The organism is Pseudonocardia sp. MH-G8 (genome assembly GCF_002262885.1).
Taxonomy (GTDB): domain Bacteria; phylum Actinomycetota; class Actinomycetes; order Mycobacteriales; family Pseudonocardiaceae; genus Pseudonocardia.
The window spans coordinates 596,247-619,621 of the sequence record NZ_NKYF01000001.1 but is presented as its reverse complement, the minus strand read 5'-3'; the positions used below and the strand labels follow the sequence as shown (position 1 = coordinate 619,621).

At 74.3% G+C, this 23,375-nt stretch carries 18 protein-coding genes and 1 tRNA gene; 8 read left to right on the top strand and 11 right to left on the bottom strand.

Annotation, left to right across the window (positions count from 1 at the left end; genetic code table 11):
* Positions 1-62: 62 nt before the first annotated feature.
* Positions 63-1,478 (top strand): Nramp family divalent metal transporter, encoded by a 1,416-nt coding sequence (locus CFP66_RS02815; protein WP_094920147.1) that lies wholly within the window; start codon positions 63-65, stop codon positions 1,476-1,478.
* Here CFP66_RS02815 and CFP66_RS02810 read toward each other — a convergent pair.
* Positions 1,465-2,196 (bottom strand): FadR/GntR family transcriptional regulator, encoded by a 732-nt coding sequence (locus CFP66_RS02810; protein WP_094920146.1) that lies wholly within the window; start codon positions 2,194-2,196, stop codon positions 1,465-1,467. The two genes, CFP66_RS02815 and CFP66_RS02810, sit on opposite strands and share 14 nt — an antisense overlap.
* A 109-nt stretch (positions 2,197-2,305) precedes the next feature.
* Between CFP66_RS02810 and CFP66_RS02805 the strand changes: the two genes are divergently transcribed.
* Both CFP66_RS02805 and CFP66_RS02800 read left to right on the top strand, forming a co-directional pair.
* Positions 2,306-4,408, top strand: a complete 2,103-nt coding sequence (locus CFP66_RS02805; protein ID WP_143517084.1) for a SpoIIE family protein phosphatase — start codon at positions 2,306-2,308, stop codon at positions 4,406-4,408.
* Positions 4,409-4,637: 229 nt separating this feature from the next.
* Positions 4,638-5,171, top strand: coding sequence for a hypothetical protein (locus CFP66_RS02800; RefSeq protein ID WP_143517083.1), 534 nt, complete (start codon positions 4,638-4,640; stop codon positions 5,169-5,171).
* A gap of 61 nt (positions 5,172-5,232) precedes the next feature.
* Here CFP66_RS02800 and CFP66_RS02795 read toward each other — a convergent pair whose 3' ends face one another.
* The 5 genes from CFP66_RS02795 to CFP66_RS02775 form a co-directional block, all read right to left on the bottom strand.
* Positions 5,233-5,526 carry a WhiB family transcriptional regulator gene (locus tag CFP66_RS02795; RefSeq protein WP_094921438.1) on the bottom strand — a complete coding sequence of 98 codons (294 nt, stop codon included), beginning with the start codon at positions 5,524-5,526 and terminating at the stop codon, positions 5,233-5,235.
* A gap of 140 nt (positions 5,527-5,666) precedes the next feature.
* Positions 5,667-6,080, bottom strand: a complete 414-nt coding sequence (locus CFP66_RS02790) for an STAS domain-containing protein (protein WP_094920143.1) — start codon at positions 6,078-6,080, stop codon at positions 5,667-5,669.
* 50 nt (positions 6,081-6,130) lie between these two features.
* Entirely contained in the window at positions 6,131-7,957 is a 1,827-nt protein-coding gene (locus tag CFP66_RS02785; RefSeq protein ID WP_094921436.1) for a SelB C-terminal domain-containing protein, read from the bottom strand.
* On the bottom strand, positions 7,945-9,324 hold the full coding sequence (gene selA / locus CFP66_RS02780; RefSeq protein WP_094920142.1) for an L-seryl-tRNA(Sec) selenium transferase: 1,380 nt from the start codon (positions 9,322-9,324) through the stop codon (positions 7,945-7,947). The genes CFP66_RS02785 and selA overlap by 13 nt, the downstream gene beginning before the upstream one ends.
* 250 nt (positions 9,325-9,574) lie before the next feature.
* Positions 9,575-10,369, bottom strand: a complete 795-nt coding sequence (locus CFP66_RS02775) for a DivIVA domain-containing protein (protein WP_094920141.1) — start codon at positions 10,367-10,369, stop codon at positions 9,575-9,577.
* A gap of 138 nt (positions 10,370-10,507) precedes the next feature.
* On the opposite strand from CFP66_RS02775, the gene selD reads away from it, so the two are divergent.
* From selD to CFP66_RS02750, 5 genes are all read left to right on the top strand, one after another.
* Positions 10,508-11,542, top strand: a complete 1,035-nt coding sequence (selD, locus tag CFP66_RS02770) for a selenide, water dikinase SelD (RefSeq protein ID WP_094920140.1) — start codon at positions 10,508-10,510, stop codon at positions 11,540-11,542.
* Between the two features lie 337 nt (positions 11,543-11,879).
* Positions 11,880-13,223, top strand: coding sequence for an alkaline phosphatase PhoX (locus CFP66_RS02765; RefSeq protein ID WP_094920139.1), 1,344 nt, complete (start codon positions 11,880-11,882; stop codon positions 13,221-13,223).
* Positions 13,224-13,236: 13 nt separating this feature from the next.
* On the top strand, positions 13,237-13,749 hold the full coding sequence (locus CFP66_RS02760; RefSeq protein WP_158228013.1) for an SET domain-containing protein: 513 nt from the start codon (positions 13,237-13,239) through the stop codon (positions 13,747-13,749).
* 11 nt (positions 13,750-13,760) lie between these two features.
* A complete protein-coding gene (locus CFP66_RS02755; protein WP_198961213.1) occupies positions 13,761-14,873 on the top strand; it encodes a PLP-dependent cysteine synthase family protein in 1,113 nt (370 codons plus the stop codon).
* 140 nt (positions 14,874-15,013) lie between these two features.
* Complete coding sequence (locus tag CFP66_RS02750; RefSeq protein ID WP_094920136.1) at positions 15,014-16,384, top strand: alkaline phosphatase PhoX; 1,371 nt, start codon at positions 15,014-15,016, stop codon at positions 16,382-16,384.
* 11 nt (positions 16,385-16,395) lie between these two features.
* Here CFP66_RS02750 and CFP66_RS02745 read toward each other — a convergent pair whose 3' ends face one another.
* The 5 genes from CFP66_RS02745 to CFP66_RS02720 form a co-directional block, all read right to left on the bottom strand.
* Positions 16,396-17,769: an amidase gene (locus tag CFP66_RS02745; RefSeq protein WP_158228012.1), complete on the bottom strand. Its 1,374-nt coding sequence runs from the start codon at positions 17,767-17,769 to the stop codon at positions 16,396-16,398.
* A gap of 207 nt (positions 17,770-17,976) precedes the next feature.
* Entirely contained in the window at positions 17,977-18,999 is a 1,023-nt protein-coding gene (gene nrfD, locus CFP66_RS02740) for an NrfD/PsrC family molybdoenzyme membrane anchor subunit (protein WP_094920134.1), read from the bottom strand.
* Positions 18,999-19,856: a 4Fe-4S dicluster domain-containing protein gene (locus CFP66_RS02735; RefSeq protein ID WP_198961273.1), complete on the bottom strand. Its 858-nt coding sequence runs from the start codon at positions 19,854-19,856 to the stop codon at positions 18,999-19,001. The genes nrfD and CFP66_RS02735 overlap by 1 nt, the downstream gene beginning before the upstream one ends.
* 107 nt (positions 19,857-19,963) lie before the next feature.
* Positions 19,964-23,224, bottom strand: a complete 3,261-nt coding sequence (gene fdh / locus CFP66_RS02730; protein WP_369804971.1) for a formate dehydrogenase — start codon at positions 23,222-23,224, stop codon at positions 19,964-19,966.
* A gap of 48 nt (positions 23,225-23,272) precedes the next feature.
* Positions 23,273-23,368, bottom strand: a tRNA-Sec gene (locus CFP66_RS02720).
* Between the last annotated feature and the right edge of the window lie 7 nt (positions 23,369-23,375).

The window sequence follows — 23,375 nt, the reverse complement described above, 5'->3', positions numbered from 1 at the left end:
CGTGCCCCCCTCAACAGGACACCATCCTCCCGCAAGACATCAGATGAGTGAGAGGGACGAGGATGTCCGAGAGCACGGAGAAGTCGGGCGGGCTCGATCTCGCTGACCCGTACACCCTCACGGCCGATGGCATCAAGGAGCCGCCGGTCGGGTGGCGCAACAGCTTCCGCTACCTGGGGCCGGGACTGATCCTCAGCGCGTCGATCGTGGGCTCCGGCGAGCTGATCGCCACCACCACGCTGGGAGCCGAGGCCGGGTTCGCGCTGCTGTGGCTGGTGATCATCAGCACGCTGGTGAAGGTCGCCCTGCAGGTGGAGCTGGCGCGCTGGACGATCGCGACCGGCCAACCGGCGCTCACCGGCTACAACAAGGTGCCGCCGCGGATCGGCCCGATCGGCTGGGTCAACGTCTTGTGGACGTTGCTGGCGCTGTCCAAGCTGCTGCAACTCGGCGGCATCATCGGCGGGACGGCGGCGGCGTTCAGCATCCTGTTCCCGATCGTCGGGGAGCCGCTGGGGTTCGGCTCCCTGCTGCTGTGGACGGTCGTGCTCGCCGCCTTCAGCATCACGATGCTGTACTCGAACCGCTACTCGCTGATCGAGCGCGGCGCCGTCGCGCTCGTGGTGGTCTTCTCGGTCGTCACGGTGCTCATCGCACTCGGGCTGCCGCTCACGCCCTTCGGATACAGCGCGGGTGACCTGGGCAGTGGTCTGATGTTCCTGATCCCGGCGGGTGCGGTCGGTGCCGCCGTCGCCATGTTCGGCATCACCGGCGTCGGGGCCGACGAGATCACCTTCTACACCTACTGGTGCGTCGAGAAGGGCTACGCGCGCTGGGTCGGGCCCAACGACGGCAGCGAGGCGTGGGTCCGCCGCGCCAACGGCTGGATCCGGGTGATGTACAAGGACGCCGCGGTGTCCTGGGTGATCTACACCTTCGGCACGCTGGCCTTCTACCTCATGGGCGCGGCCGTGCTGAACCCGCAGGGCCTCGTGCCCGAGGGCAACGGCATGATCACCACCCTGTCCCGCATCTACACCGACACGCTCGGCGAGTGGGCCGGCGTGATCTTCCTGGTCGGGGCGATCGCGGTGCTGGGCTCGACGATGTGGGCCTCGATCCCCAGCTGGGCGCGGATGTACACGAACCTGCTCGCCACGTTCGGCGTGCTGGACTGGCAGGACCCGGTGGCGCGGCTGCGCTGGATCCGGGTCTTCACCGTGGCGCTCCCGGTGATCTGGGGCGTGTGCTTCATGACGATCCAGTCGCCGGTGATCATGGTGCAGATCGGCGGCGTGATGACGGGCGTGTTCCTCGTCGCCGTGGTGGTCGCGGTCTACTACCTGCGCCGCACCGAGACCGACCCGCGTCTCTACGGCGGTCGGGGCTTCTCGATCGCCCTCGGCGTGAGCAGCGTGGCGATCGGGCTGCTCGGGATCTACACGCTGCTGAGCGTCTTCGGGCTCAAGATCGGGTGACCGCAGGCGTGCCGGCAGCAGTACCGAGGTAGCGCTCGACGTCGTCCTCGGTCTGCTGCAGGTGCGCCTCCATCGCCGCGCGGGCGGCGGCGGGGTTGCCCGCCTCGACGGCCCGCAGGATCGCGGCGTGCCGGTCGAGGGCGTGGCTGCGGAAGTCCGGCACGGCCGAGGTCTCCTGGCGCATCGCCCGCAGCACGCCCGCCAGCGGCTCGAACAGCGCGTCGAGGAACACGTTGTCGGCCGCGTCGAAGAGCGCGGCGTGGAACGCGAGGTCGGCCTCGGCCGTGGCGACCGCGTCGCCTCGGGCGTGCCCGTCGAGCATCTGCTCGTGCAGGGTGTGCAGGCGCTCGAGGTGCGACTCCTGGCGCCGTGCCGCCGCGAGCTCGACGATCGCCACCTCGACGGCCCGGCGGGCCTCCAGCAGGCGCCGCGGCAGCAGCAGCGGGTCGCCACCGGAGCGGCTGCGGGCCAGCAGGAGCCTGCCGTCCAGCGGCGACCACCTGTCAGTGGGGTTGACCAGGGTCGAGCGCCCCTGCTGGACGTCCAGCACCCGGGTGTGGACGAGTGAGCGGATCGCCTCGCGCACCGTGAGCCTGCTGACGCCGAACCGGCCCGCCAGGTCGGATTCGCTGGGCAGGGCGCCGCCTACGGGGAAGGTGCCGTCGAGGATGAGCTGCAGTAGATCTTCGGCCACCACATCGGCTCGCCCCGGACGCATCGGACCACCCTAACGGGGCCACGCCGCCCGGCCGCGCCCGCAGCCGAGCGCCGAGGAACGCCCGGTTCGTGGCAACGCGCTCGCGCGGTTCTTTCCCTACTCTGACGAGGTGGCGGATCGGGTGGACCTCGAGGGGGCGGGCGTCGCCGTGCTCCCGCCGGGGCAGCAGCCGGCACCCGCCGCCGTCCTGGTCATCGACCTCGCGCAGGGCGCGATCGTGCAGATGGACGCCGCGGCCGCCGCGCTCACCGGTGCCCGGGTGCAGCTACCGGTCGGCGTCGACGCGTGGGCCGACGCCGCGGGCCTGACCGCACCGGGGGGTCACCCGGCGCGGGGTCCGGGTTCGCCGCTCTCGGTGCTGGCCAGCGGGGCGCCGGTGGCGGGCGAGCTCGTCGCCGTGCCGGACCGGCTGTTGTGGATGACCGGCTTCCCGCTGGGCGGGGTGGCCGCCGGGCTGGAGCGGCTCGCGCTGATGGTGCTGCAGCCGCTGCCGGGAGCAGAGCCCGACGGCCCGCCGCGCCTGGAGGTGCTGCGCGACCGCGCCCTCGTCGCCACCGGGATGTCCTTCACGATCACCGACCCGCGCCGGGACGACAACCCGCTCGTCTGGGCCAACCCCTCGTTCTCGACCCTCACCGGGTACCCGGTCGAGGAGACGGTCGGGCGCAACTGCCGGTTCCTGCAGGGCGCCCACACCGATCCGGCCACCGTGCGGCGCATCGCCGAGGCCGTGGCCCGGCAGGTGCCGGTCACCGAGGTCCTGCTCAACTACCGGCGGGACGGCTCGGCCTTCTGGAACGAGGTGGCGCTCTCCCCGGTGTTCGACGGTGCCGGCGAGCTGGTCAACTTCGTGGGCGTGCAGAACGACGTCACCGAGCGGGTCACCGTCGAGCAGGAGCGCCTGGCCGCGCTCGCCGAGGCAGAGGAGGCGCGCGCGCAACTGCGGCTGCTCGCCGAGGCCACCACGCAGATGACGGTGGCGCTGGGCGTGGTCGACGCGTGCGAACGGCTCGCCCGAAGCCTCGTGCCGGAGCTCGCCGACATGTGCGCGGTCGACGTGCTGGACGTGCCGGGGCAGGGGGTGCCGCGCAGGCTCGCGGTCGCTGCCCGCGATCCGGGCGACGAGGAACGGCTGCGCGAGCTCGGGCAGCTGCGCAACTACCACGTGGGTGCGGGCAGCGACACCGGGAGCGTGCTGGCGGGCGACCAGCCGGTGCTGGTGGGGGAGCTACCCGAGCGCGGTGCCGACCGCTACCCCGACGACCCGGCGGCCGCCGCCGTCTACGACACCCTGCGCCTGCGGTCGGTGATGGTGCTGCCGGTGCGCGCGCGGGGCCGGGTGCTCGGTGCCCTCACCCTCATGACGCAGCACCCGTACGGCCGCCGCTACGGGCAGCGCGACCTGCACCTCGCCACGGACATCGCCGGTCGGGCCGGCCTCGCCGTCGACAACGCCCGGCTCTACGAGACCGAGCACGCCGCCGCCGCGACGCTGCAGCGCAGCCTGCTGCCCGTGGTGTCGGACGTCGACGGGGTGCAGGTGGCGGCGCGCTACCGCGCCGGTGTCGTCGGCAACCAGGTCGGCGGTGACTGGTACGACGTGCTCGACCTGCCCGACGGCGCGCTGGGGCTGGCGATCGGCGACGTCGTGGGCCACGACCTCATCGCCGCGGCCGCGATGGGGCAGCTGCGGGGTGTCCTTCGCTCCTACGCCTGGGACGGCGGGCCGCCCGGCCTGGTGCTCGACCGCTGCGACCAGCTCGTGCAGGGACTGGAGATGGCGGCCATGGCCACCGCTGTCTACGCGCGTCTGGAACCGCCCGGCTCGGACGGGCACCGCCTGCTGCGCTACGCCAACGCCGGCCATCCGGCGCCGCTCGTGCTCCTTCCCGACGGCACCCTGGCGCGTCTGGACGAGAACCGTTCGCCGATGATCGGCGCGGTCCGCAGCTTCGGCAGGCGGACCGGACCGGGTCGGGCCGAGGCCGAGCTGCGTTGCCCGCCCGGCACGCTGCTGCTGCTCTACACCGACGGGCTCACCGACATCGCGGGCGAGGACGCGGACGCGCGGGCGGACCTCCTCGAGTCCACCGTGACGGGCCTGCCCGCGGACATCGCTGCCGACGCGCTCGTGGAGCGCGTGCTCGCGGCGTGCAGCCCGATCCGGCCGCGCGACGACGTCGCCCTGTTGGCCGTGCGCCTCGACGGATGACCTCCGTCCCTCGGCGTTACCGCAGGTCGGCGGCGAGCGCCGAGCGGCGCGAGCGGCGGGGCGTGGACGCTACCCCGCAGTAGCCGGCCATTCACGGATCCTCGGTGCCCATTCGGCGTTCGTACCGCCGGTATGGGGTTCGAACGGCATTCGGTGGGAGTTGACTCGGCGACGAACCGGCAGTTCCCGGGGGCGGGACGTCCAGCCGGTCGAGGGGGACGTGGTGCACATGGTCGCGGTGCCGGAGGCCTCAGTCTCCGAGCCGGTGGTGGTGGCGGCCACCGGCCGGTTCGCCGTACCCCCGTCCGCCCGCGCCGTCGCGATCACCGTCCACGCCGCGGAACTGCTGTACCCCGGATCCGATCTCGTGCGACTCGTCGGCGGGTTTCCGGAGGCCGAGATCCTCGTGGTCGCCGACCGCCACGGCCACGGCCACGGCGACCCCGACGACGACGATCTCGATCGAGCCGGCCAGGAGCTGCGCGCGGATGTCGCCCGCCTCGGCCTGTCCGACCTGCGCCTGCACCGGCTGGGGCTGCCCGACCCGCTCCCGGCGGATGCCGATGAGGACCTGGTGGCCGCGCTGAGCGAGCTCATCGGTTTCGATCCCGAGCCCGGCGTCTACTGCCTCGCCCCGGCACCGGAACCGGGCGACCCCGCCCGGGCCGCCGTCAACCGCGCAGCCGAACGGGTCGCGCAGGTCTACGGCATCCCGCTGCTGCGCTACCACTGCCCGCAACTGGCGGCCGCCGGCAGGCGGTGAGCACGACGTCCGGGGGCGGATCCCGCTGGGATCCGCCCCTCGTGTGCTTCTCGACCGTGGCTCAGCTCGCCATGGGCACACCACGCCGCTCGAGGATCACGCGGCGCTCGGCCTCGGCCAGCCCGCCCCAGACACCGAACGGCTCCCGGGTCTGCAGGGCGAACTCGCGGCACTGCTCGATCACCGGGCAGCGTCGGCAGACCTCCTTGGCCTGCGCCGTGCGCCGCGAGCGGGACGGGTTGCGCTCGCCATCGGGGTGGAAGAAGACGCCGCTGTCCATGCCGCGGCACGAGCCGAGGCGCTGCCACTGCCACGCGTGGTCCATGGGGCCGGGGAGCCGGGAAACGTCGCTCATCGTCACCTCTTGTCGTTCGTGCCCGACGTTCCGGGCGACCGAGGTGCTGATTCCCAGGGGGTCGGCAGGCCAAACGCCGCCACGCGGCCCCATGCCGGATGTGATGCAGCTCACACCCGGCCGCGGGGAAGACGTGCTGGTCAGGTAGCCGCGAGCGCTCCGTCGATCGTGTCGTGGATGTCGAAGAGCGGGATGAGCCCGGCGATCGTGAGAGGTCGCAGCACCCGGCGGGCGGTGCAGGCCAGCCGCAGCTCGACCCCCGCCGCGTGAGCCGCCTCCCGCACCTCGATGAGCACCGCCAGCCCGCTCGTGCCGAGGAAGGTGACCCCGTCGAGGTCGAGCACCACGAGCTCCACGCCGGCACCGGGCTCGAACTGGTCGAGCACCAGGGAGCGCAGCTGGGGCGAGGTGAGCATGTCGACCTCACCCCCCACGGTGATGATGACCTGCTGCGCCGCCGGCCGCGCGGTGGTCAGGGTGATCTGGTCATCGGCGTCGCCCCCACGTCGCACGGACGGGGGGTCTGACGGCAGGTTCTCGCGCGTCTCGGACATCGTGGCTCACCGTAAGGCGCCGCGGTCCCGCGTGCCACCTGGAGCACGCCTCATTTGACGCGGTGTCGTCCGTCGGGCGTGCGCGTGGTGCGTCCGGCCCGGGCCAGCAGCTCCAGTAGGGGAACGGCCACGCGTCGGGACGTCCCGAGGGCCTGCCGTGCGGTGCTGATCGTGAACTCCTCGGGCAGGCCGGCGAGGACCTGCACGGCACGCTCGTCGGCACCCGGCAGCAGCACCACGCCGTCGGCGATGCGCATCAGCTCCCCGGCCCGCACGAGCGACGCGATCTGGCGCGGCCCCAGCCCCAGCGCGGCGAGCCGGTCCGCCTCCGGGGCGACGAACGGGTCGCGCTCCAGCTGGTGGCGCAGGGCGTCCATCGCGGTCCGCACCGCGGCCGGGAGCGCGGGCTCCGCGTCGCGCACCACGCGCCCGTGACGCAGCCGCAGCGTGCTGTTCCCCGGTGCCGCCTGCGCCGGTGCCGCCCGCAACAGCACCGCCTCCACCAGCCGCGCATCGGGCAGCCCGGCCGCGCGGCGCGCGGCCTCGACGGGCAGGCCGGGGTCCAGCGGGTCGGCGGCGTCGTGCGTGGCCACCGCGTCGGCGAGCGCGTCCGCCGACGCGGTGGCCCGAGCCGGGTCCACCAGCCAGCCCGCGGCGCGGACGGCCGCGACGGCGTCGACGTCGTCGGCTGCCACACCCATCGCCAGCAGCTCGGCGCGCCGGGCCAGGCCACGCCGCGCGAGCTCACCGGCCGCATCGGCGACGGCCGGCAGCGCGGTGAGCGCGGCGGACCGCCGCGCGGCGGCCCCCCGGCGCCGCAACGCGGGCGGGCGCACGTCGAGCGCGGTCAGGCCCGCCGCCACGACCCGGCGGCCGGGATCACGCAGCAGGGCACGGTCACCGATGCGCAGCGGCACCGGATGCCGCAGCCGCAGCCGCGCCGTGTCCGTTCCGAGCGGGCGCACCCGCGCCGGCACGGCCGCGGCGCCGACGTGCAGCGTCAGCTCGGCGGGTAGGCCGCGGGGATCCGGTGCCGGCGCATCGGTGCGCACGCCGTGCAGCCGGACGTCGAGCAGGTCCGTGCCCAGCCAGGCGCCGGGCGTCAGCAGGACGTCCCCGCGCCGCACGCTCTCGCGGGGCGTCCCGCGCAGGTTCACCGCCACCCGGGCCACCCCGCGAGCCTCGTCGACGGCCACCCCGAGGCACTGCAGCCCCCGCACCGTCACGCGCCGGGTGCCCGTGCCCGTGCGCAGCTCGAGCTCGTCGTCCACCCGGAGGCGGCCGGCGCCGAGGGTGCCGGTGACGACGGTCCCCGCGCCGCGGATGGTGAACGCGCGGTCGATCCACAACCGGACGTCCGCGCCGGGATCGGGATCGGGCAGCCCGGCGACGAGGCCCTCGAGCGCGGTGCGCAGGGCGTCCGTGCCGGCGCCGGTCACCGCGGAGACGGCCACGGCGGGCACGTCCGCGAGCGGTGTGGGGGCGAGGTGGCGACGGGCGTCGTCGAGGGCGAGGGCGGGGTCCATCAGATCGCTGCGGGTGATCACCAGCAGTCCGTGGCGCACCCCGAGCGCGGACAGCGCGTCCACGTGCTCGGCGGACTGCGGCATCCACCCCTCGTCGGCGGCCACCACCAGGAGCGCGGCCGGCACCGGACCGACGCCGGCCAGCATCGTGGCGACGAACCGCTCGTGGCCCGGCACGTCGACGAACGCGATCGTGGCCTCCGACGCCAGCCTCGTCCAGGCGAACCCCAGGTCGATCGTCATCCCGCGCCTGCGCTCCTCCGCCCACCGGTCGGGCTCCATCCCGGTGAGGGTGCGGACCAGCGTCGACTTCCCGTGGTCGACGTGACCCGCCGTCGCTACGACATGCATGGGGACATGGATGACGACGTGCACGTCGGCGGGCACGCCAGCACCGCTGCGGCCAGATCGGCGTCGGCAGCGGGGCCGAGCGCGCGCAGGTCGAGCAGGCAGCGCCCGTGCTCGGTGCGTCCGAGCACCGCGGGGTCGCCCGCGCGCAGGGCCGCGGCGTAGTGCGGCGGGAGGGAGACCGCGGCGCTCGGCAGCGCGACATCGGGGGCGCCGCCGCCGCCGACGGCCGCGCCCGAATCGACGGCCACGGCGTCCACGCCCCGTTCGGCGAGGGCGACCGCCAGCCGGTCGGCGCGGGCGCGCAACGTCCGCGGGTCGGCGTCCAGGGCCTGGCGCACCGGCGTGGCGGGCCCGCGCAGCGTGGCCTCGAGCGCGGCGAGCGTCAGCTTGTCCACCCGCAGCGCCCGGGCCAGCGGGTGGCGGCGCATCGTGCCCACCAGCTCCGCCCCGGCGCCCGGCGCGCCGAGCAGGAGCCCGGCCTGCGGGCCGCCGAGCAGCTTGTCCCCCGACGCCGTCACGACGGCGGCGCCCTCGGCGAGGGTGCCCGCGGCGTCCGGCTCGTCGGGCAGCAGCCGGTGCGGCGCGAGCAGGCCGGAGCCGATGTCGGCCACCACCGGTACCCCGAGTCCTGCCAGGGCGCGGACGCCGACCGAGCGGGTGAACCCGCGGACGACGAAGTTCGAGGGGTGCACCTTGAGGATCAGCGCGGTCTCCGGGCCGATCGCCGCGGCGTAGTCGTCCCGGCTGGTGCGGTTGGTCGTGCCGACCTCCCGCAGCCGCGCGCCGGCCGCCGCCAGCAGCTCCGGGATGCGGAAGCCGTCACCGATCTCGACGAGCTCGCCGCGCGAGATGACCACCTCGCGCCCGCCTGCGAGCGCGGCGGCGACGAGGGCGAGCGCGGCGGCCCCGTTGTTCACGACGTGCGCCGCCGCCGCGCCCGGGACGGCGGCGAGCAGGGCGTCGACGGTGCTGGCACCGCGCGGACCGCGCGCGCCGGTGGCCAGGTCCAGCTCGACGTCGCAGGTGCCCGCGGCGAGGTCGACCGCGGCGCGGGCGGCGTCGGACAGCGGTGCGCGACCCAGGTTGGTGTGCAGCAGCACGCCGGTGGCGTTCAGGACGGGCCGCAACGCGGCGGGGACGGGCGGCAGCGCGGCGAGCACGGCCTCCACGACCGCCTCGTGCGTGGCCGGCACCTCGCCCCGCCGGACCCGCTCCTGCACGGCGCCCACCGCCGTCCGTACCAGCGCCCGGCCCAGCATCGGCACCGCGGCCGCGACGCGGGGATCGTCCAGGACCGCGTCGGTGCGGGGCACGTGCCGGCGCGGGTCGAGGGCTCGCGTCCCACGTTGCCGACCGGCGCTGCTCACGGGGAAACCCTACGGTGACGACACACGCAGCTGCGCCGAACGGCACCTCCTGTTGCCACGACGCCCCGGTGCGGGACCGGCAGATGATCACTGACCGTGATCATCGGGGGATCCCCATGGTGGCCGGGTGCGACAGTCCGGCGTGCGGCTGCGGGCATGCCGACGCGCGGCCCGGAGCGACCACCTCTGGTGATCCTTCCGAGCCGCGCAGGAGGCTCCCGGCGCCGGACGGGCCCACGAGCGGGACCGGCTACGAGCGGGGCTGGCTCACCGGCTGGGCAGTGCCGTTGCGCTCGGCAGGCTTCTCGGGGGCGCGGGCAGCCCCCTCACCGAGCTCGGTGCCGAGGAGCTTGTGCAGCCGGGCCATCTCGTTGCGCACGCCCTCGTGGAGCGAGCCGATGCGGCGCAGCTCCTGGTCGGCGGACTCACGTCGGCGCTTGAGGTCCTGGTCGCTGCGCTGGCGCACCTCGTCCGCGCGGGTCTGGGCCTCGGAGAGCAGCTTGTCGGCGGCGTGGCGCGCGTCGTCGTTGATGCGGGTGGCGTCCTCGCGCGCGGCCGCGAGGGTGGCGGCGGCCTGCTGCTCGCGCTCCTGGATGGTGACGTTGCGCTGCGCGGCCTCCTGGTCGAGCTCGGCCGAGCGCGCGATGAGCTTCTGCTCGACCTCGTGGCGGTGCCGCTCGGCGTCGGCCCGGGCCTGCTCGACGAGGGCGGTGGCCTCGTTGGCCGCCCGACTGCGGACGTCGGCCGCCTCGTGCTCGGCGAGCCGCAGGATCTTCTCGGCCCGGAAGCCGAAGCTCTCCTGGGAGATCGGGCCGTCGGGCTGCTGGGCGCGCGTGGTGCGCAGCTCGCCCTCGATGGCCCGGGAGCGCTGCTCGGCGGACTTGCGGGCGGATTCGGCGGCGCCGATCCGGTCCCGGAGCTCCCGCATCTGCGCATCGACCTGGTCACGGTCGTAACCGCGCCGGACGATGTCGAACGAGGCCCCAGCGGGGGACGTGCCGCCCCCACTGCCATGGACGGTGTTCTGGGGGGTGCTGATCGTCACGCCGAGTAGTGTGTTCGCTCGATACGGTTTCCTCCATCTGGAGTCGGCGGGCGGGAGGCTGCTTGCGACCGGCGGTGGTATACGTCACCGGATCCGGCGCTCCTGTGCGGCCACAGCCTTCGCCCCTAGGCTCTCCCCGTGCCCGATCACGCGCCCTTCCGCAGGCTCAGCCAGTTCAGCCACGGAGCCGGGTGCGGCTGCAAGCTCGGGCCCGCGGTGGTCGCCGAACTGCTCGGCGCCCTGACCCCGTCGCGTTCCGCCGACCTGCTCGTGGGCACCGAGACCGGCGACGACGCCGCGGTATGGCGGCTCGACGACGAGCGGGCGCTGGTCGCGACCACGGACTTCTTCACCCCCGTCGTGGACGACCCGCGCACCTGGGGTCGGATCGCCGCGCAGAACGCCGTGTCCGACGTCTTCGCGATGGGCGGCCGGCCGCTCTTCGCGCTGAACCTCGTGGCGTGGCCGTCGTCGGAGCTGCCGGTGTCGATGCTGGCCGAGGTGCTGGCGGGCGGCGCCGAGATCGGCGCGGAGAGCGGCTTCGCGGTGGTCGGCGGCCACAGCGTGGACGACCCGGAGCCGAAGTACGGCCTCGCGGTCATCGGGGAGGTGCACCCGGACCGGATCCTCACCAACACCGGCCTGCGCGACGGCGACGCCCTCGTGCTCACGAAGGCGCTGGGGGTCGGGGTGGCGACGACCGCGATCAAGGCAGGCACGGCTCCCGCGGGGCTTCCCGAGGCCGCGGTGGCCTCGATGACGGCGAGCAACGCACCCGCCGCCCGCGCCGCCCTGGCCGCAGGGGCCACCGGCTGCACCGACGTCACCGGGTTCGGGCTGCTCGGGCACCTCGCGAAGATGGCCGCGGCGTCCGGGGTCGACGCCGTGCTCGACGTCGATGCGGTGCCGGTGCTGCCGGGGGTGCGGGAGCTCGCGGCCACCGGCACCGTCCCCGGGGGCAGCGGACGCAACCGCGAGTGGGTGGCTCCGCAGGTGGACGCGGGCGGGCGCAGCGAGCTGGAGGTCCTGCTGCTCGCCGACGCCCAGACCTCCGGCGGCCTGCTCTTCGGCGCCACACCGGCCGCCGCGGCCGCCGCGGTGGCGCAGCTCGGCCCCCCGGCCGCCGTGATCGGCACGGTGCGCACGGGCACGGGCCGGATCGCCCTGCACTGACCCCGACTCGCGCACACGACACCCCGACTCGCGGACATGGACGCCCGACTCGCGGAGCGGGGAGTGCGCGCTGTCCCGCGAGTCGCGTGCTGTCTCCCGCGAGTCGGGGACTGGGTGCGCGTGTGTCGCGGACGGAGGGGTCGTGCGCCGGGGGGCGGGGCGACCGGGTTACCGATGAGTATCGGGTGTCCATGGTTGCGCGAGGAGCAATGGACAACCGATAGTCGCGATCTTCGTCGCGCGAGTCGCTCCGTCGGGTCGCGCTGTTCGTCCGATCGGGGCACCGGCGGCCGGTTCTCCCACGCGACGGGCGACGGCTCGGCTTGCATGCCCTGCCATGGTGCTGTCACGGCGTGGGTTCCTCCAGCGGTCGGCGGCCGGGATCGTCCTCGTCGGGGCGCCCGAGGTGCTGCGGGTGACGGCCGGGCCCGCGGTGGGGTACGGGGATCTGGTCGATGACCCGGAGGGGCGGCTCGCGCTGCCGGAGGGGTTCGGCTACACGATCGTCACCGAGGCGGGGAAGACCGAGCTGGAGACCGGTGAGCCCACGCCGCGCAACCACGACGGCACCGGGGCGTTCGCGGCCGCGGGCGGCGGCACCGTCCTGGTGGTCAACCACGAGATCCGGGAGCAGGTGGGTACCGACCTGGCCGTCCCGCACCGGGACGGGCTGGTCTACGACCCGGGTGCCGCGGGCGGCTGCACGATCGTCGTCACCGACGCGAAGGGCCGGGCCGTGAACGAGCGGGTCGGGATCGCCGGCACCTCCACCAACTGCGCGGGCGGCGTGACGCCCTGGGGCACCTGGCTGACCTGCGAGGAGACCGACTCCCGTGCCGGCGACGGAGCGCTGGAGCGAGACCACGGCTACGTCTTCGAGGTCGACCCGTTCGACCGCGCCGCCCTCGTCGACCCGCAGCCGGTGAAGGCGCTGGGCCGGTTCGTGCACGAGGCGCTCGCGGTGGACCCCGCCTCCCACGACGTCTATCTCACCGAGGACGACTCGGGTCCGAACGGGCTCGTCTACCGCTGGGCCCCGCCCTCGGGGTTCCGGGGAGACCGAGGGGTGCTGCGCGAGCTCGGCGACACCGACGGCGCGCTGGGCGCGATGAGCTGCACCGACGAGTCGGGCGAGCACGTGGACGACCTCTCCCGCGCCGGGTCCGCCGGCACGACCTACGCCGTGGAGTGGGTGGAGGTGTCCGACCGCGACGCGCGGGAGGAGCCGACCCGCACCCAGTTCGACGACGGCCGGGTCACCCGCGCGCACAAGCTGGAGGGCGCGTGGTGGGGTCCCGGGCAGAACGGCGCGAGCGGGGCCTACGTCGTGTCGAGCTACACCGGCGGCGACAGCCCCGGCAGCCACCGGGGGCAGGTGTGGTTCTACGACCCGCGCGCGTCGACGATCACGCTCCGCCTGCTGTTCGCCGGTGAGGAGGACGGGGCGGACGGCCCGGACAACATCAGCGTCTCGCCGCACGGCGGCGTGATCATCGCGGAGGACGGGAACTCGGGCAACCACCTCGTCGGCGCCACCGAGGACGGCACGACCTTCCGGGTGGCGCGCACGGAGGAGGGCAGCGAGTTCACCGGCCCGGTCTTCAGCCGCGACGGGCGCGTGCTGTTCGCCAACGTCCAGGTGCCGGGAACGCTGTTCGCAATCACCGGTCCCTGGGGGTGACACACTGGGCGTCGTGGACACGCCCGCCCCGTGGCTGCACCCGCACGTCGTCGTCCGGCACTCGTCCGTGCACGGGCGCGGTCACGTCGCGGTCGCGCCGATCGCGGCCGGCACCGTGGTCACCCGTCTCGGCGGGGACATCGTCTCCACGCGCGAGCTGGAGGCGCTCCTCGCGGCGGCCACCCGCGGGGAGCGCCCCTACGTCGACACGATCACGATCGGGCACGACCGGCACCTCGTCCTGCCCGCCGGTGCTCCGGCCGGCCGCGCGAACCACAGCTGCGACCCCAACACCTGGTGGACCGACGCCGTCACCCTCGCCGCGCGCCGTGACATCGCCGAGGGCGAGGAGGTGACCAACGACTACGCCACCAGCACGGACCAGGAGGCGTTCGTGCTCGACTGCGCCTGCGCGTCGGCCCTGTGCCGGGGCCGGGTGACCGGGGGCGACTGGCGGCTGCCGCAGCTGCGCGCGCGATACGGGGAGCACTGGGTGCCCGCGGTGCTCGCGCGGTTCGACGGTTGATACTCGGGGGCGTGCCCGAACCCGTCGACCGCTCCTGCCACCGCACCCGCGCCTGGGTGACCGAGGCGATCCGGCTCGTGGAGGCCGACGCCAACCGCTCCGCCGACACGCACCTGCACGTGTTCCCGCTCCCGTCGGAGTGGGGCGTGGACGTCTACCTCAAGGACGAGTCGGTGCACCCGACCGGCAGCCTCAAGCACCGGCTGGCCCGGTCGCTGTTCCTGTACGCGCTGGCCAACGGCTGGATCGTGGAGGGCACGACCGTCGTCGAGGCGAGCTCGGGGTCCACGGCGGTGTCGGAGGCCTACTTCGCGCGGCTGATCGGGGTGCCGTTCGTGGCGGTGATGCCGCGGCGCACGAGCCCGGAGAAGATCGCGCTGATCGAGCGCTACGGCGGCCGCTGCCACTTCGTGGACCACCCGCCCGAGATGTACACCGAGGCGCAGCGGCTCGCCGACGAGACCGGCGGCCACTACCTCGACCAGTTCACCTACGCCGAGCGCGCCACCGACTGGCGGGGCAACAACAACATCGCAGAGTCGATCTTCGAGCAGCTGGGGCTGGAACGTCACCCGGTGCCGGAGTGGATCGTGATGGGCGCGGGCACCGGCGGCACGTCGGCGACGATCGGGCGCTACCTGCGCTACCGGCGCCACTGCACGCGCCTGGCGGTGGTGGACCCGGAGAACTCGGCGTTCTTCCCCGGCTGGGTCACCGGGGCTCCCGACTACGGCACCGGGATGCCGTCGCGGATCGAGGGCATCGGGCGTCCCCGGATGGAGCCCAGCTTCGTCCCCAGCGTGATCGACCTGATGATCCCGGTGCCCGACGCGGCCAGCGTCGCGGCGGCGCGGCACCTGCACGCCGTCACCGGCCGGTGGGCGGGTGGCTCGACGGGCACGAACCTGTGGGGGGTCTGGCAGCTGGTGGCGCGGATGCGCGCGGAGGGGGTGCGCGGCAGCGTCGTCACGCTGATCTGCGACGGCGGCGAGCGCTACAGCCACAGCTACTACGACGACGGCTGGGTGGCCGAGCAGGGCATGGACCTGGAGCCCTACACCACGACGCTGGAGCGGTTCCTCGAGACGGGGGAGTGGGCGCCTCCGTCCGGCGGGGGCCACTAGCTGCGCCAACGGCTCGCTGACGGTCCGCGTCCGGACGGGTGGTGTTCACCTGTTCGACGTCAGCATGGGCCAACGTCTGCGCCGGCCACCACCCGGTCGGGTGACACCCGACCGGCCGCGCAGCGAACGGAGATCCACCCATGTCCGAGGGACTGTCCCGCCGGGGATTCCTCAGCCGCAGCGCCGGCGTCGGCGCAGGCGTCGTCCTGCTGGGAGCGAGCGACCTGCTGCAGACCGCCCCCAACGCGGCGGCCGCCCCCGCGGGCCCGGGCTACGGTCCGCTCGTCCCGGACCCGGCCGGGCGCCTCGCGCTGCCGGAGGGATTCAGCTACTCGATCGTCACCGAGGCGGGCACCACGCGACTCGACTCGGGGGAGCCCACGCCGAGCTACCACGACGGCGCCGGCGCCTTCCGCGGGAAGGCGGGCGGCACCACGATCGTCTACAACCACGAGATCGGCGACGCGTTCGCCGTCGCGCCGCTGCCGGTGCCGCACCTCGAGGGCCTCACCTACGACCCGGGCAGCGCGGGTGGCTGCACGATCGTCGAGACCGACCGCGACGGCGAACGCATCCGCGAGTTCGTCGGCATCGCCGGCACCTCCACGAACTGCGCGGGCGGGATCACGCCCTGGGACACCTGGCTCACCTGCGAGGAGACCGAGGACCGCGCGGGCGAGAGCGGTGCCACCGTGGACCACGGCTACGTGTTCGAGGTCGATCCGTTCGACGCGGCGGCCAACCGGGACCCGCAGCCGATCAAGGCCCTCGGCCGGTTCTCGCACGAGGCCGTGGCCGTCGACCCGACGCGCGGCGACATCATCCTCACCGAGGACGCGTCGAACCCGAACGGGCTGCTCTACCGCTGGGAGCCGCCTGCCGGGTACAAGCCGCGCAAGGGAGGCCTGCGTGAGCTGGGCCCGACCGACGGGGCCCTCGGCGCGATGCGCTGCACGGACGCGAAGGGTGCGGCCGTGGACGACCTGTCCCGTGCGACCGAGGTGGGCACGACCTACGACGTCACCTGGGTCGAGGTGCCGGACCGGGACGCGCGCACGGTCTCCACCCGCAACCAGTTCGAGGACGGCGAGGTGACCCGCGGGCGCAAGTTCGAGGGCGCGTGGTGGGGCGACAACGGCGCGTACATCGTGACGAGCTTCGCCCGCGAGGAGAGCCCGGTGCCGCACGACGGCCAGGTGTGGTTCTACGACCCCAGGCGCACCACGCTCACGCTGCGCCTGCGCTTCGCGCCCGGCGGCACGTTCGACGGCCCGGACAACATCACCGTCTCCCCGTGGGGCGGGCTGATCCTCGCCGAGGACGGCGAGGGCGCGCAGTACCTCGTCGGTGTCACGGAGGGCGGGGACGCGTTCGAGATGGCCCGCAACCAGGCAGGCGACACCGAGTTCACCGGCCCGGTGTACTCGCACGACAAGAAGGTGCTGTTCGCGAACGTCCAGACACCGGGGACCATGTTCGCGATCACGGGCCCGTGGCGGAACCAGCGCTGACGGCCGCAGCCTCAGGCGTACACGCGGGTGGCTGCCGCGCCCCCGGCCGGGACGACGCGGCGTTCCAGCCGGGCCGCGGCGGCGAGCAGGGCGGCCTCGGCTCCCGGCCGCCCGACCAGCTGGACGCCCACGGGCCGGCTGCCGATCAGCACCGGCGCCACCACCGCGGGGAGCCCGGCCAGGTTCCACGCCGGTGCGCACGGGAGGCGGGTGGCCATGGCCAGCAGGCTCGTCCGGTATCCCTGCCCGACCATCGCACCGGCACGCACGGGGGGCCGGAGCGTGGCGGGGCCGAGCAGCACGTCGTACCCGCCCTCGTCCATCCACGCGAGCACCCGCTCACGCCATGCCGCCGGCGCTGCCGGGCCGGGCGGGGTGAGGCGCAGGACGCGCCTGCCCTTGCGCACGACGGCCGCGGTGCGCCGTTCCGCGGCGTCGATGTCGAGGCCGATGGCCTCGGCCTCCCGCGCGACCCCGGCCTGCCAGCGGCGGATCCACTGTGTGGCGAGCCCCCGCGGGTAGGGCGGGTCGGCGAACGCGACGACGGCGGCGCCCGGCCCGGCCCGCAGCCGGGCTGCCGCGCCGATCGCGGCGGCGCGGTGGTCGGGCTGCAGGCGGCCCACCGGCCACGGGACCCGCAGCGAGAGCGCGACGCGGCGTGGACCGGGCACGTCGAGATCGACGCTGCTCTTCGTGAGCGCACCGAGCAGCAACGCGGCATCCCCCGCGGTGCGCGCGACGGGGCCGGTGGCGCTGAGCCCGCACCAGTGCTCTTCGGCGCCCCGGGGCAGGGGCACCACCTGCGGTCCCGGCTTGAGCCCCACGAGCCCGCAGCAGGCGGCGGGGTTGCGGATCGCGCCCCCGCCGTCGGTGGCGATGGCCAGCACCGCCATCCGGGCCGAGACCGCCGCGGCCACACCGGAGCCGCCGGGGTCGAGCGTGGGGTCGAGGGGGTTGCGCGTGATGCCGTGCGAGAACCCCCAGACCGCGAGCTCGGGCATCCGCGCCTTCCCGATCACGACGGCCCCCGCGGCGCGCATGCGCTTCACCAGCTCGTCGTCGCGGCGCGCCGGCTCGGTGGGCGTGGCGGCGGAGCCGTGGCGGGTGGGGTAGCCGGCGACGTCCACGTCGTCCGGGACGACCACCGGCACGCCGGCGAGGGGGAGCGCGAACCGGTCGGCGCGCGAGTCGACGCCTCCGGCCTCGGCGAGCACCCGCTCGGGGTCGTGCTCGGCGAACGCGCCGATCTCCGGGTCGTGAGCGGCGATCCGGGCGAGGTGGGCGCGTGCGACGTCGACGGCGCTGCTGCGCCCGTCATGCACCCGTGACACGATCTCGGCCGCCGTGAGTGCGGTCAGGTCCGCGGTCAGGTCGAGGCCCTCCATCCCTCCACCATGGCACTGATCTGCGGTGATCATGGCAACGACCCGCCGGGCGAGCCCCCGGTCGGGGGTGTCGATCATGCCGAGGGGTGCACCCGGAGCGCGACACGAACGCACTCAGAGCCCGACTCGCGGGGGTGGGGGCCTCGCCTCGCCTCGCTTCCGCGAGTCGGGGTCTGGGGTGCGTGTGTCGCGCTCCTCGCGGGGGTTTCAGGAGCGGGGGACGGGGCGGGTGGCGCGTTCGCCGGCGAGCCAGGAGCCCTCGGCGCTCGCCGGCCCGTCCGCCGCGAGGCGGGCCCGCTGCGGGGCGATCACGTGCTGCGGGTCGGCCGCCGAGGCCATGCCGGCCTCGAAGGCGGCGAACCTGGTGGCGAGCGAGCCCGCGGCCAGCGCCGTCCCGGACGCGACGGCGGCCACCCGGCCGGGCCGCCCGCGCAGGCCTGCCAGCAGAGCCCCGAGGCCGCCTGCCGCGGTCAGGACGTGGGCGAGGCGGTTCCACCGCCCGGCCTTGCCGGTGCGCCAGGCGTCCACGACACCACCGGGCAGACGTTCCAGGCGGCGTTCCAGGATCTCCCCGGCCGCGAGTTCGGCGGCGGCGCCTGCCACGGCCAGGCGGATCATCGGCGTGCGCTCGCGACGCGGCCCGGCGAGCCCCGTGATGACCAGTTGGGTGCCCGCACCCGCCGCCGCGCCGCTCGCGGCGAACAGCACCGGCAGCTCGCCGTGCACCTCGTGCCACGCGGGGACGGCGGTGTCGGCGAGCAGCACCCCCGTGTAGCTCGCCAGCGCAGGCCCGAGCGCGGCGGCGCCCCAGCCGGCGACGCGGCCCAGCGCGGGTGCGAGGCCGGTGACCTCCGACGCTGCCGCCGCGGACGCCGCCCCGGCGAACGGGGCGAGGATCCACGACCCCACCGACAGCGGGGAGGTCGGCTTGATGACCCGCAGCATGTGCAGGAACCGGGCCGGCCGGCCGAGGTCGTGGACCAGCGCGACGGTGCCGGCCGCCGCGCCCGCAGCGGCGGCGAGACGGCCGCCGCGGCGCAGCACCGGACGGCCGGTGGCATCGGCCAGCGCGGCGATGACCGACGAGGTGCCCGCCAGGCCGCCCACCCACAGGTACAGCGGGACGTCCGGGTTCTTCCACGTCGGCTTCTTGAGGATCGGGCGGCCGTAGTAGGAGGTGAACTCGGCCTCGGGGACCATCGAGCCCCGGATGCGGTTGCGCCTGCCCATCAGCCGCTCCCCAGGAACGCCGCGGCGGCGGCCGCCGCCAGCCCGGCCGCGGCGACTGCGGCGCGCTTCCACATCGCCGGCAGGTCCCGGGTGGTGACGACGGGGTCCGGGGGCAGCCCGTAGGTCTCCGGCTCGTCGAGCAGCAGGAAGAACGCGCCGTCGCCGCCGACGCCGTCGTCCGGGTCGCGGCCGTAGAGCTGTGCCTCCGGCACGCCCTGCCCGTGCAGCGTGGCCAGCCGCTGGTCGGCGCGCTCGCGCAGCTCGTCGAGCGGTCCGTACTGGATGGACTCGGTCGGGCACGCCTGGGCGCAGGCGGGGGTGAGCCCGTCCTTGGTGCGGTCGTAGCAGAGGGTGCACTTGAACGCCCGCCCGTCCTCGGGGCGGATGTCGATGACCCCGTACGGGCAGGCGGGCACGCAGTAGCCGCAGCCGTTGCAGATGTCGGGCTGCACGTAGACGGTGTCGAACTCGGTGCGCAGCAGCGCGCCGGTGGGGCAGACGTCGAGGCATGCCGCGTGGGTGCAGTGCTTGCAGACGTCCGAGGACATGAGCCAGCGCACATCGCCCTCCTGCGGCCCGGAGCGGTGCTGCGTCTCCACGAACGCGACGTGGCGCCAGGTGTTGGCCCCGAGATCGCCGGTGTTGTCGTAGGACATGCCGAGCAGGTCCAGGCCGGCCATCTGCGTGGAGCCGCTGCCGCTCGGGCCGGCGTCGGCCGGGACGAGGTTCCACTCCTTGCAGGCCACCTCGCAGGCCTTGCACCCGATGCACACCGAGGTGTCGGTGAAGAAGCCCAGCCGGGGCGGGCGCTGGTCGGGCATCCCGATCCACTCGGCGCGCTCGGTCTGGCCGGTCATCGGCGTGGTGATCGGCGTGCCGACGTTGCCGGTGAACCCGGCGGTCGGGTCCGAGGCCGTGCCCGCGCCCGGCTCGGCGCGCTCGACGGGGTGGCCCGGGTGGTCGCTCACGCCAGCCCCGCCCGGCGCCGGTACTCCGCCACGAGCTCGCGCAGCTCGGGCCCGCGAGGGCGCCTCCCGGGCCTGATGTCGCAGGTCAGCACCTTGGACTCCTGGATGTGGACGTTGGGGTCGAGCGTGATCGACAGCAGGTCGTTGGCGCTGTCGCCGGTGGCGAGCCCGTTGTGGCCGTAGTGCCACGGCACGCCGATCTGGTGGCTCTCCTGACCTGCGATGCGCAGCGGCTGCATCCGCTCGGACACGAGCACCTTGAGCTCGATCGCGCTGCGCGCGGTGACGACCGTGGCCCAGCCGAGGTGGGTGAGCCCGCGTTCGCGCGCGAGCTCCGGCGAGACCTCGCAGAACGCCTCGGGTTGCAGCTCGGCCAGGTAGGGCAGGAACCGGGACATGCCACCACCGGTGTGGTGCTCGGTGAGCCGGTAGGTGGTGAGCACGAACGGGAACACCGCCGACCCGGGCGGGTGGTGGGGGTTCTCCGGGCTGTCGTAGGTGATGGCCGCGGGGTTGCTCGTGTGGCCGGGGTGCAGCAGGTTGCGGTAGGGCGTCTCGACCGGCTCGTAGTGCGTGGGCAGCGGCCCGTCGACCAGGCCCGCGGGAGCGAACAGCCACGCCTTCCCGTCGGTCTGCATGATGAACGGGTCGGTGCCCGAGAGCGCCTTGCCGGACTTCGCGTCCGGGGGCGGCTCGTAGTCCGGGGCCGTGTCGAGCGGGAAGTCAGGCACGTCCTTGCCGGTCCAGCGCTCCCCGTCCCACCAGATCAGCGCCTTGCGTTCGCTCCACGGCCGCCCCTCGGGATCGGCCGACGCGCGGTTGTAGAGCTGCCGGCGGTTGGCGGGCCATGCCCAGGCCCACTCCGCTGCCACCCAGTCCTGCTCCCGGGCGGGCTTGCGCCGCGCCGCCTGGTTGACGCCGTCGGCGTAGACGCCGCAGTAGATCCAGCAGCCGCAGCGGGTGGATCCGTCGTCGGACAGCTGGGTGTAGGAGGTCAGCAGCTCACCGTCCGGGCCGTAGCCGTTGATCTCGCGCAGCACGTGGTCGGCCGACGGTTCGGCCTTCGGGCCGTGGGTCTCGTACCCCCAGGTGAGCGCCTTGACCGGCGCGTCGCGCGGGTCGTCGGAGCCGGCCAGCCGCTCCTTGACGATCCGGCCGAGGTGGTAGAAGAACCACAGGTCGCTGCGCGCGTCCCCGGGCGGCTCCACCGCCTTGTGTCGGTACTGCAGCAGCCGCTGGGTGTTGGTGAACGTGCCGTCCTTCTCCACGTGCGTCGCCGCTGGGAGGAGGAACACCTCGGTGTCGATGTCCTCCGTGCGCAGCTCCCCGGCCTCGATCTCGGGGGCGTTCTTCCAGAACGTCGCCGTCTCGATGCACGACATGTCGCGGACGACGAGCCACTCGGCCTTCGCGAGCGCCAGGCGCTGCAGCCGCGCGTTGGCCCCGCCGACCGCCGGGTTCTCTCCCGCGACGATGTAGCCGGGCACCTTGCCCTCGAGCATGTCGAGGACCGTGCGGTAGTTGTTGTGGTCGCCGGTCAGGCGCGGGAGCCACCCGAACCCGTACTCGTTCTCGGCCGTCGCGGCGTCGCCGAACCAGGCCCTCAACAGGCTCGTGATGTAGCTGGGCATGTCGCCCCAGAAGCCGGCCTTGCCGGCGTCCGGCTCGATGTAGCTCGCCAGCGACCGACCGCGCTCGTCGGTGGCCGGCATCGGCAGGTAGCCGGGCAGGATGTTGAACAGCGTCGGGATGTCGGTGGAGCCCTGGATGCTCGCGTGCCCGCGCAGGGCCATGATCCCGCCGCCCGGCCGGCCGATGTTGCCCAGCAGCGTCTGCAGGATCGACGCGGCGCGGATGTACTGCACCCCCACGCTGTGCTGGGTCCAGCCCACCGCGTAGGACCAGTTGGTGGTGCGTTCCCGGCCGCTGTTCTCGGTGATCGACCGGGCGAGCTCGGCGAAGGTCTCCTCCGGGATGCCGCAGACCTGCGCCACGAACTCCGGCGTGTAGCGCGCGTAGTGCCGCTTCAGTATCTGGAACACGCACCGCGGGTGTTGCAGCGTCTCGTCGCGCTCGGGTTTGGCACCGACCGAGGCGCCGCCGCTGCCGTACTGGTCCCCGCCCGCGGTCTCCTTCTGCTCGTCGCCGCCGTGCTGCTCCTCGCGACGCTCCTGCTGCCCGTCCTCCTGTCCGTCGCCCGCACCGGGCAACGGCCGCCCCCGGTCGCCCGCCGCGGCCGCGACGGGCGTGCCCGCGTACTCCCAGGACGTGATGTCGTAGGCGCCGGTGTCGGCGTCCCAGCCGCTGAACAGGCCGTCGAGGTCCTCGGTGTCGCGGTAGTCCTCGCTGATGATCGCCGCGGCGTTCGTGTACGCCACGACGTACTCGCGGAACTCCTTCCCCTCGGTCAGCACGTGGTTGATCAAGCCGCCGAGCAGCGCGATGTCCGTGCCGGCCCGCAGGGGGACGTGCAGGTCGGCGAGCGCGCTGGTGCGGGTGAAGCGCGGGTCGACGTGGATGACCTTCGCCCCGCGCAGCTTCGCGTCCATCACGAACTGGAAGCCGACCGGATGGCACTCGGCGAAGTTCGAGCCCTGGATCACGATGCAGTCGCTCTTCGCGAGGTCCTGCTGGAACGTCGTGGCGCCGCCGCGGCCGAAGGAGGCCCCCAGACCGGGAACCGTGGAGCTGTGTCAAAGACGGGCCTGGTTCTCGACCTGTATCGCGCCCAGCGCTGTGTACAGCTTCTTGATGAGGTAGTTCTCCTCGTTGTCCAGCGTGGCGCCGCCGAGGTGGGCGATCCCCATCGTGCGACGCAGCGGCTGGCCGTCCTCGTCGGTGTCCTGCCAGGTGCGGCGGCGGGTGTCGAGGACGCGGTCGGCGATCATCTGCATCGCCGTGTCGAGGTCGAGGTCCTCCCACTCGGTGCCGCCCGGACGTCGGTAGCGGACCTTCGTGAGCCGGTCCGGCCGGGTCACCAGCTGCTTGGACGCCGCGCCCTTGGGGCAGAGCTTGCCGAGCGAGATGGGGGAGTCCGGGTCGCCCTCGATCTGGGTGACCTGCTCGTCCTTCACGAACACCCGCTGACCGCAGCCCACGGCGCAGTACGGGCAGATGGACTGCACGACCCGGTCGGCGTCGGCCAGGCGCGGGTGCAACGCGTCGCTGCGGGGCGAGCGCGCGGCGTCACCCCGTGCTGTTCGGTCCGGCCCGGTCACCTGCCGGACGACGGGCCAGCTGCCGATCCACTGCCGCATCCCCACGGCCCGAACGTGCCCCCGGAGCGGATGGATCAAACCTGGGTATGGCGGAGGCGGACGGGAATCGAACCCGCCTGGCCGAGGTACTCGGCCACGTCGGTGTTGAAGACCGCGGGGGCCACCAGGCGCCCAGACGCCTCCACGGCGG

Coding starts and splice junctions, on each gene's coding strand:
- CFP66_RS02815 (WP_094920147.1), top strand. CDS start 63: ATGTCCGAGAGCACGGAGAAGTCGGGCGGGCTCGATCTCGCTGACCCG.
- CFP66_RS02810 (WP_094920146.1), bottom strand. CDS start 2,196: ATGCGTCCGGGGCGAGCCGATGTGGTGGCCGAAGATCTACTGCAGCTC.
- CFP66_RS02800 (WP_143517083.1), top strand. CDS start 4,638: ATGGTCGCGGTGCCGGAGGCCTCAGTCTCCGAGCCGGTGGTGGTGGCG.
- CFP66_RS02795 (WP_094921438.1), bottom strand. CDS start 5,526: ATGAGCGACGTTTCCCGGCTCCCCGGCCCCATGGACCACGCGTGGCAG.
- CFP66_RS02790 (WP_094920143.1), bottom strand. CDS start 6,080: ATGTCCGAGACGCGCGAGAACCTGCCGTCAGACCCCCCGTCCGTGCGA.
- CFP66_RS02785 (WP_094921436.1), bottom strand. CDS start 7,957: ATGCATGTCGTAGCGACGGCGGGTCACGTCGACCACGGGAAGTCGACG.
- CFP66_RS02765 (WP_094920139.1), top strand. CDS start 11,880: ATGGTGCTGTCACGGCGTGGGTTCCTCCAGCGGTCGGCGGCCGGGATC.
- CFP66_RS02750 (WP_094920136.1), top strand. CDS start 15,014: ATGTCCGAGGGACTGTCCCGCCGGGGATTCCTCAGCCGCAGCGCCGGC.
- CFP66_RS02745 (WP_158228012.1), bottom strand. CDS start 17,769: ATGGAGGGCCTCGACCTGACCGCGGACCTGACCGCACTCACGGCGGCC.
- nrfD (WP_094920134.1), bottom strand. CDS start 18,999: ATGGGCAGGCGCAACCGCATCCGGGGCTCGATGGTCCCCGAGGCCGAG.
- CFP66_RS02735 (WP_198961273.1), bottom strand. CDS start 19,856: ATGACCGGCCAGACCGAGCGCGCCGAGTGGATCGGGATGCCCGACCAG.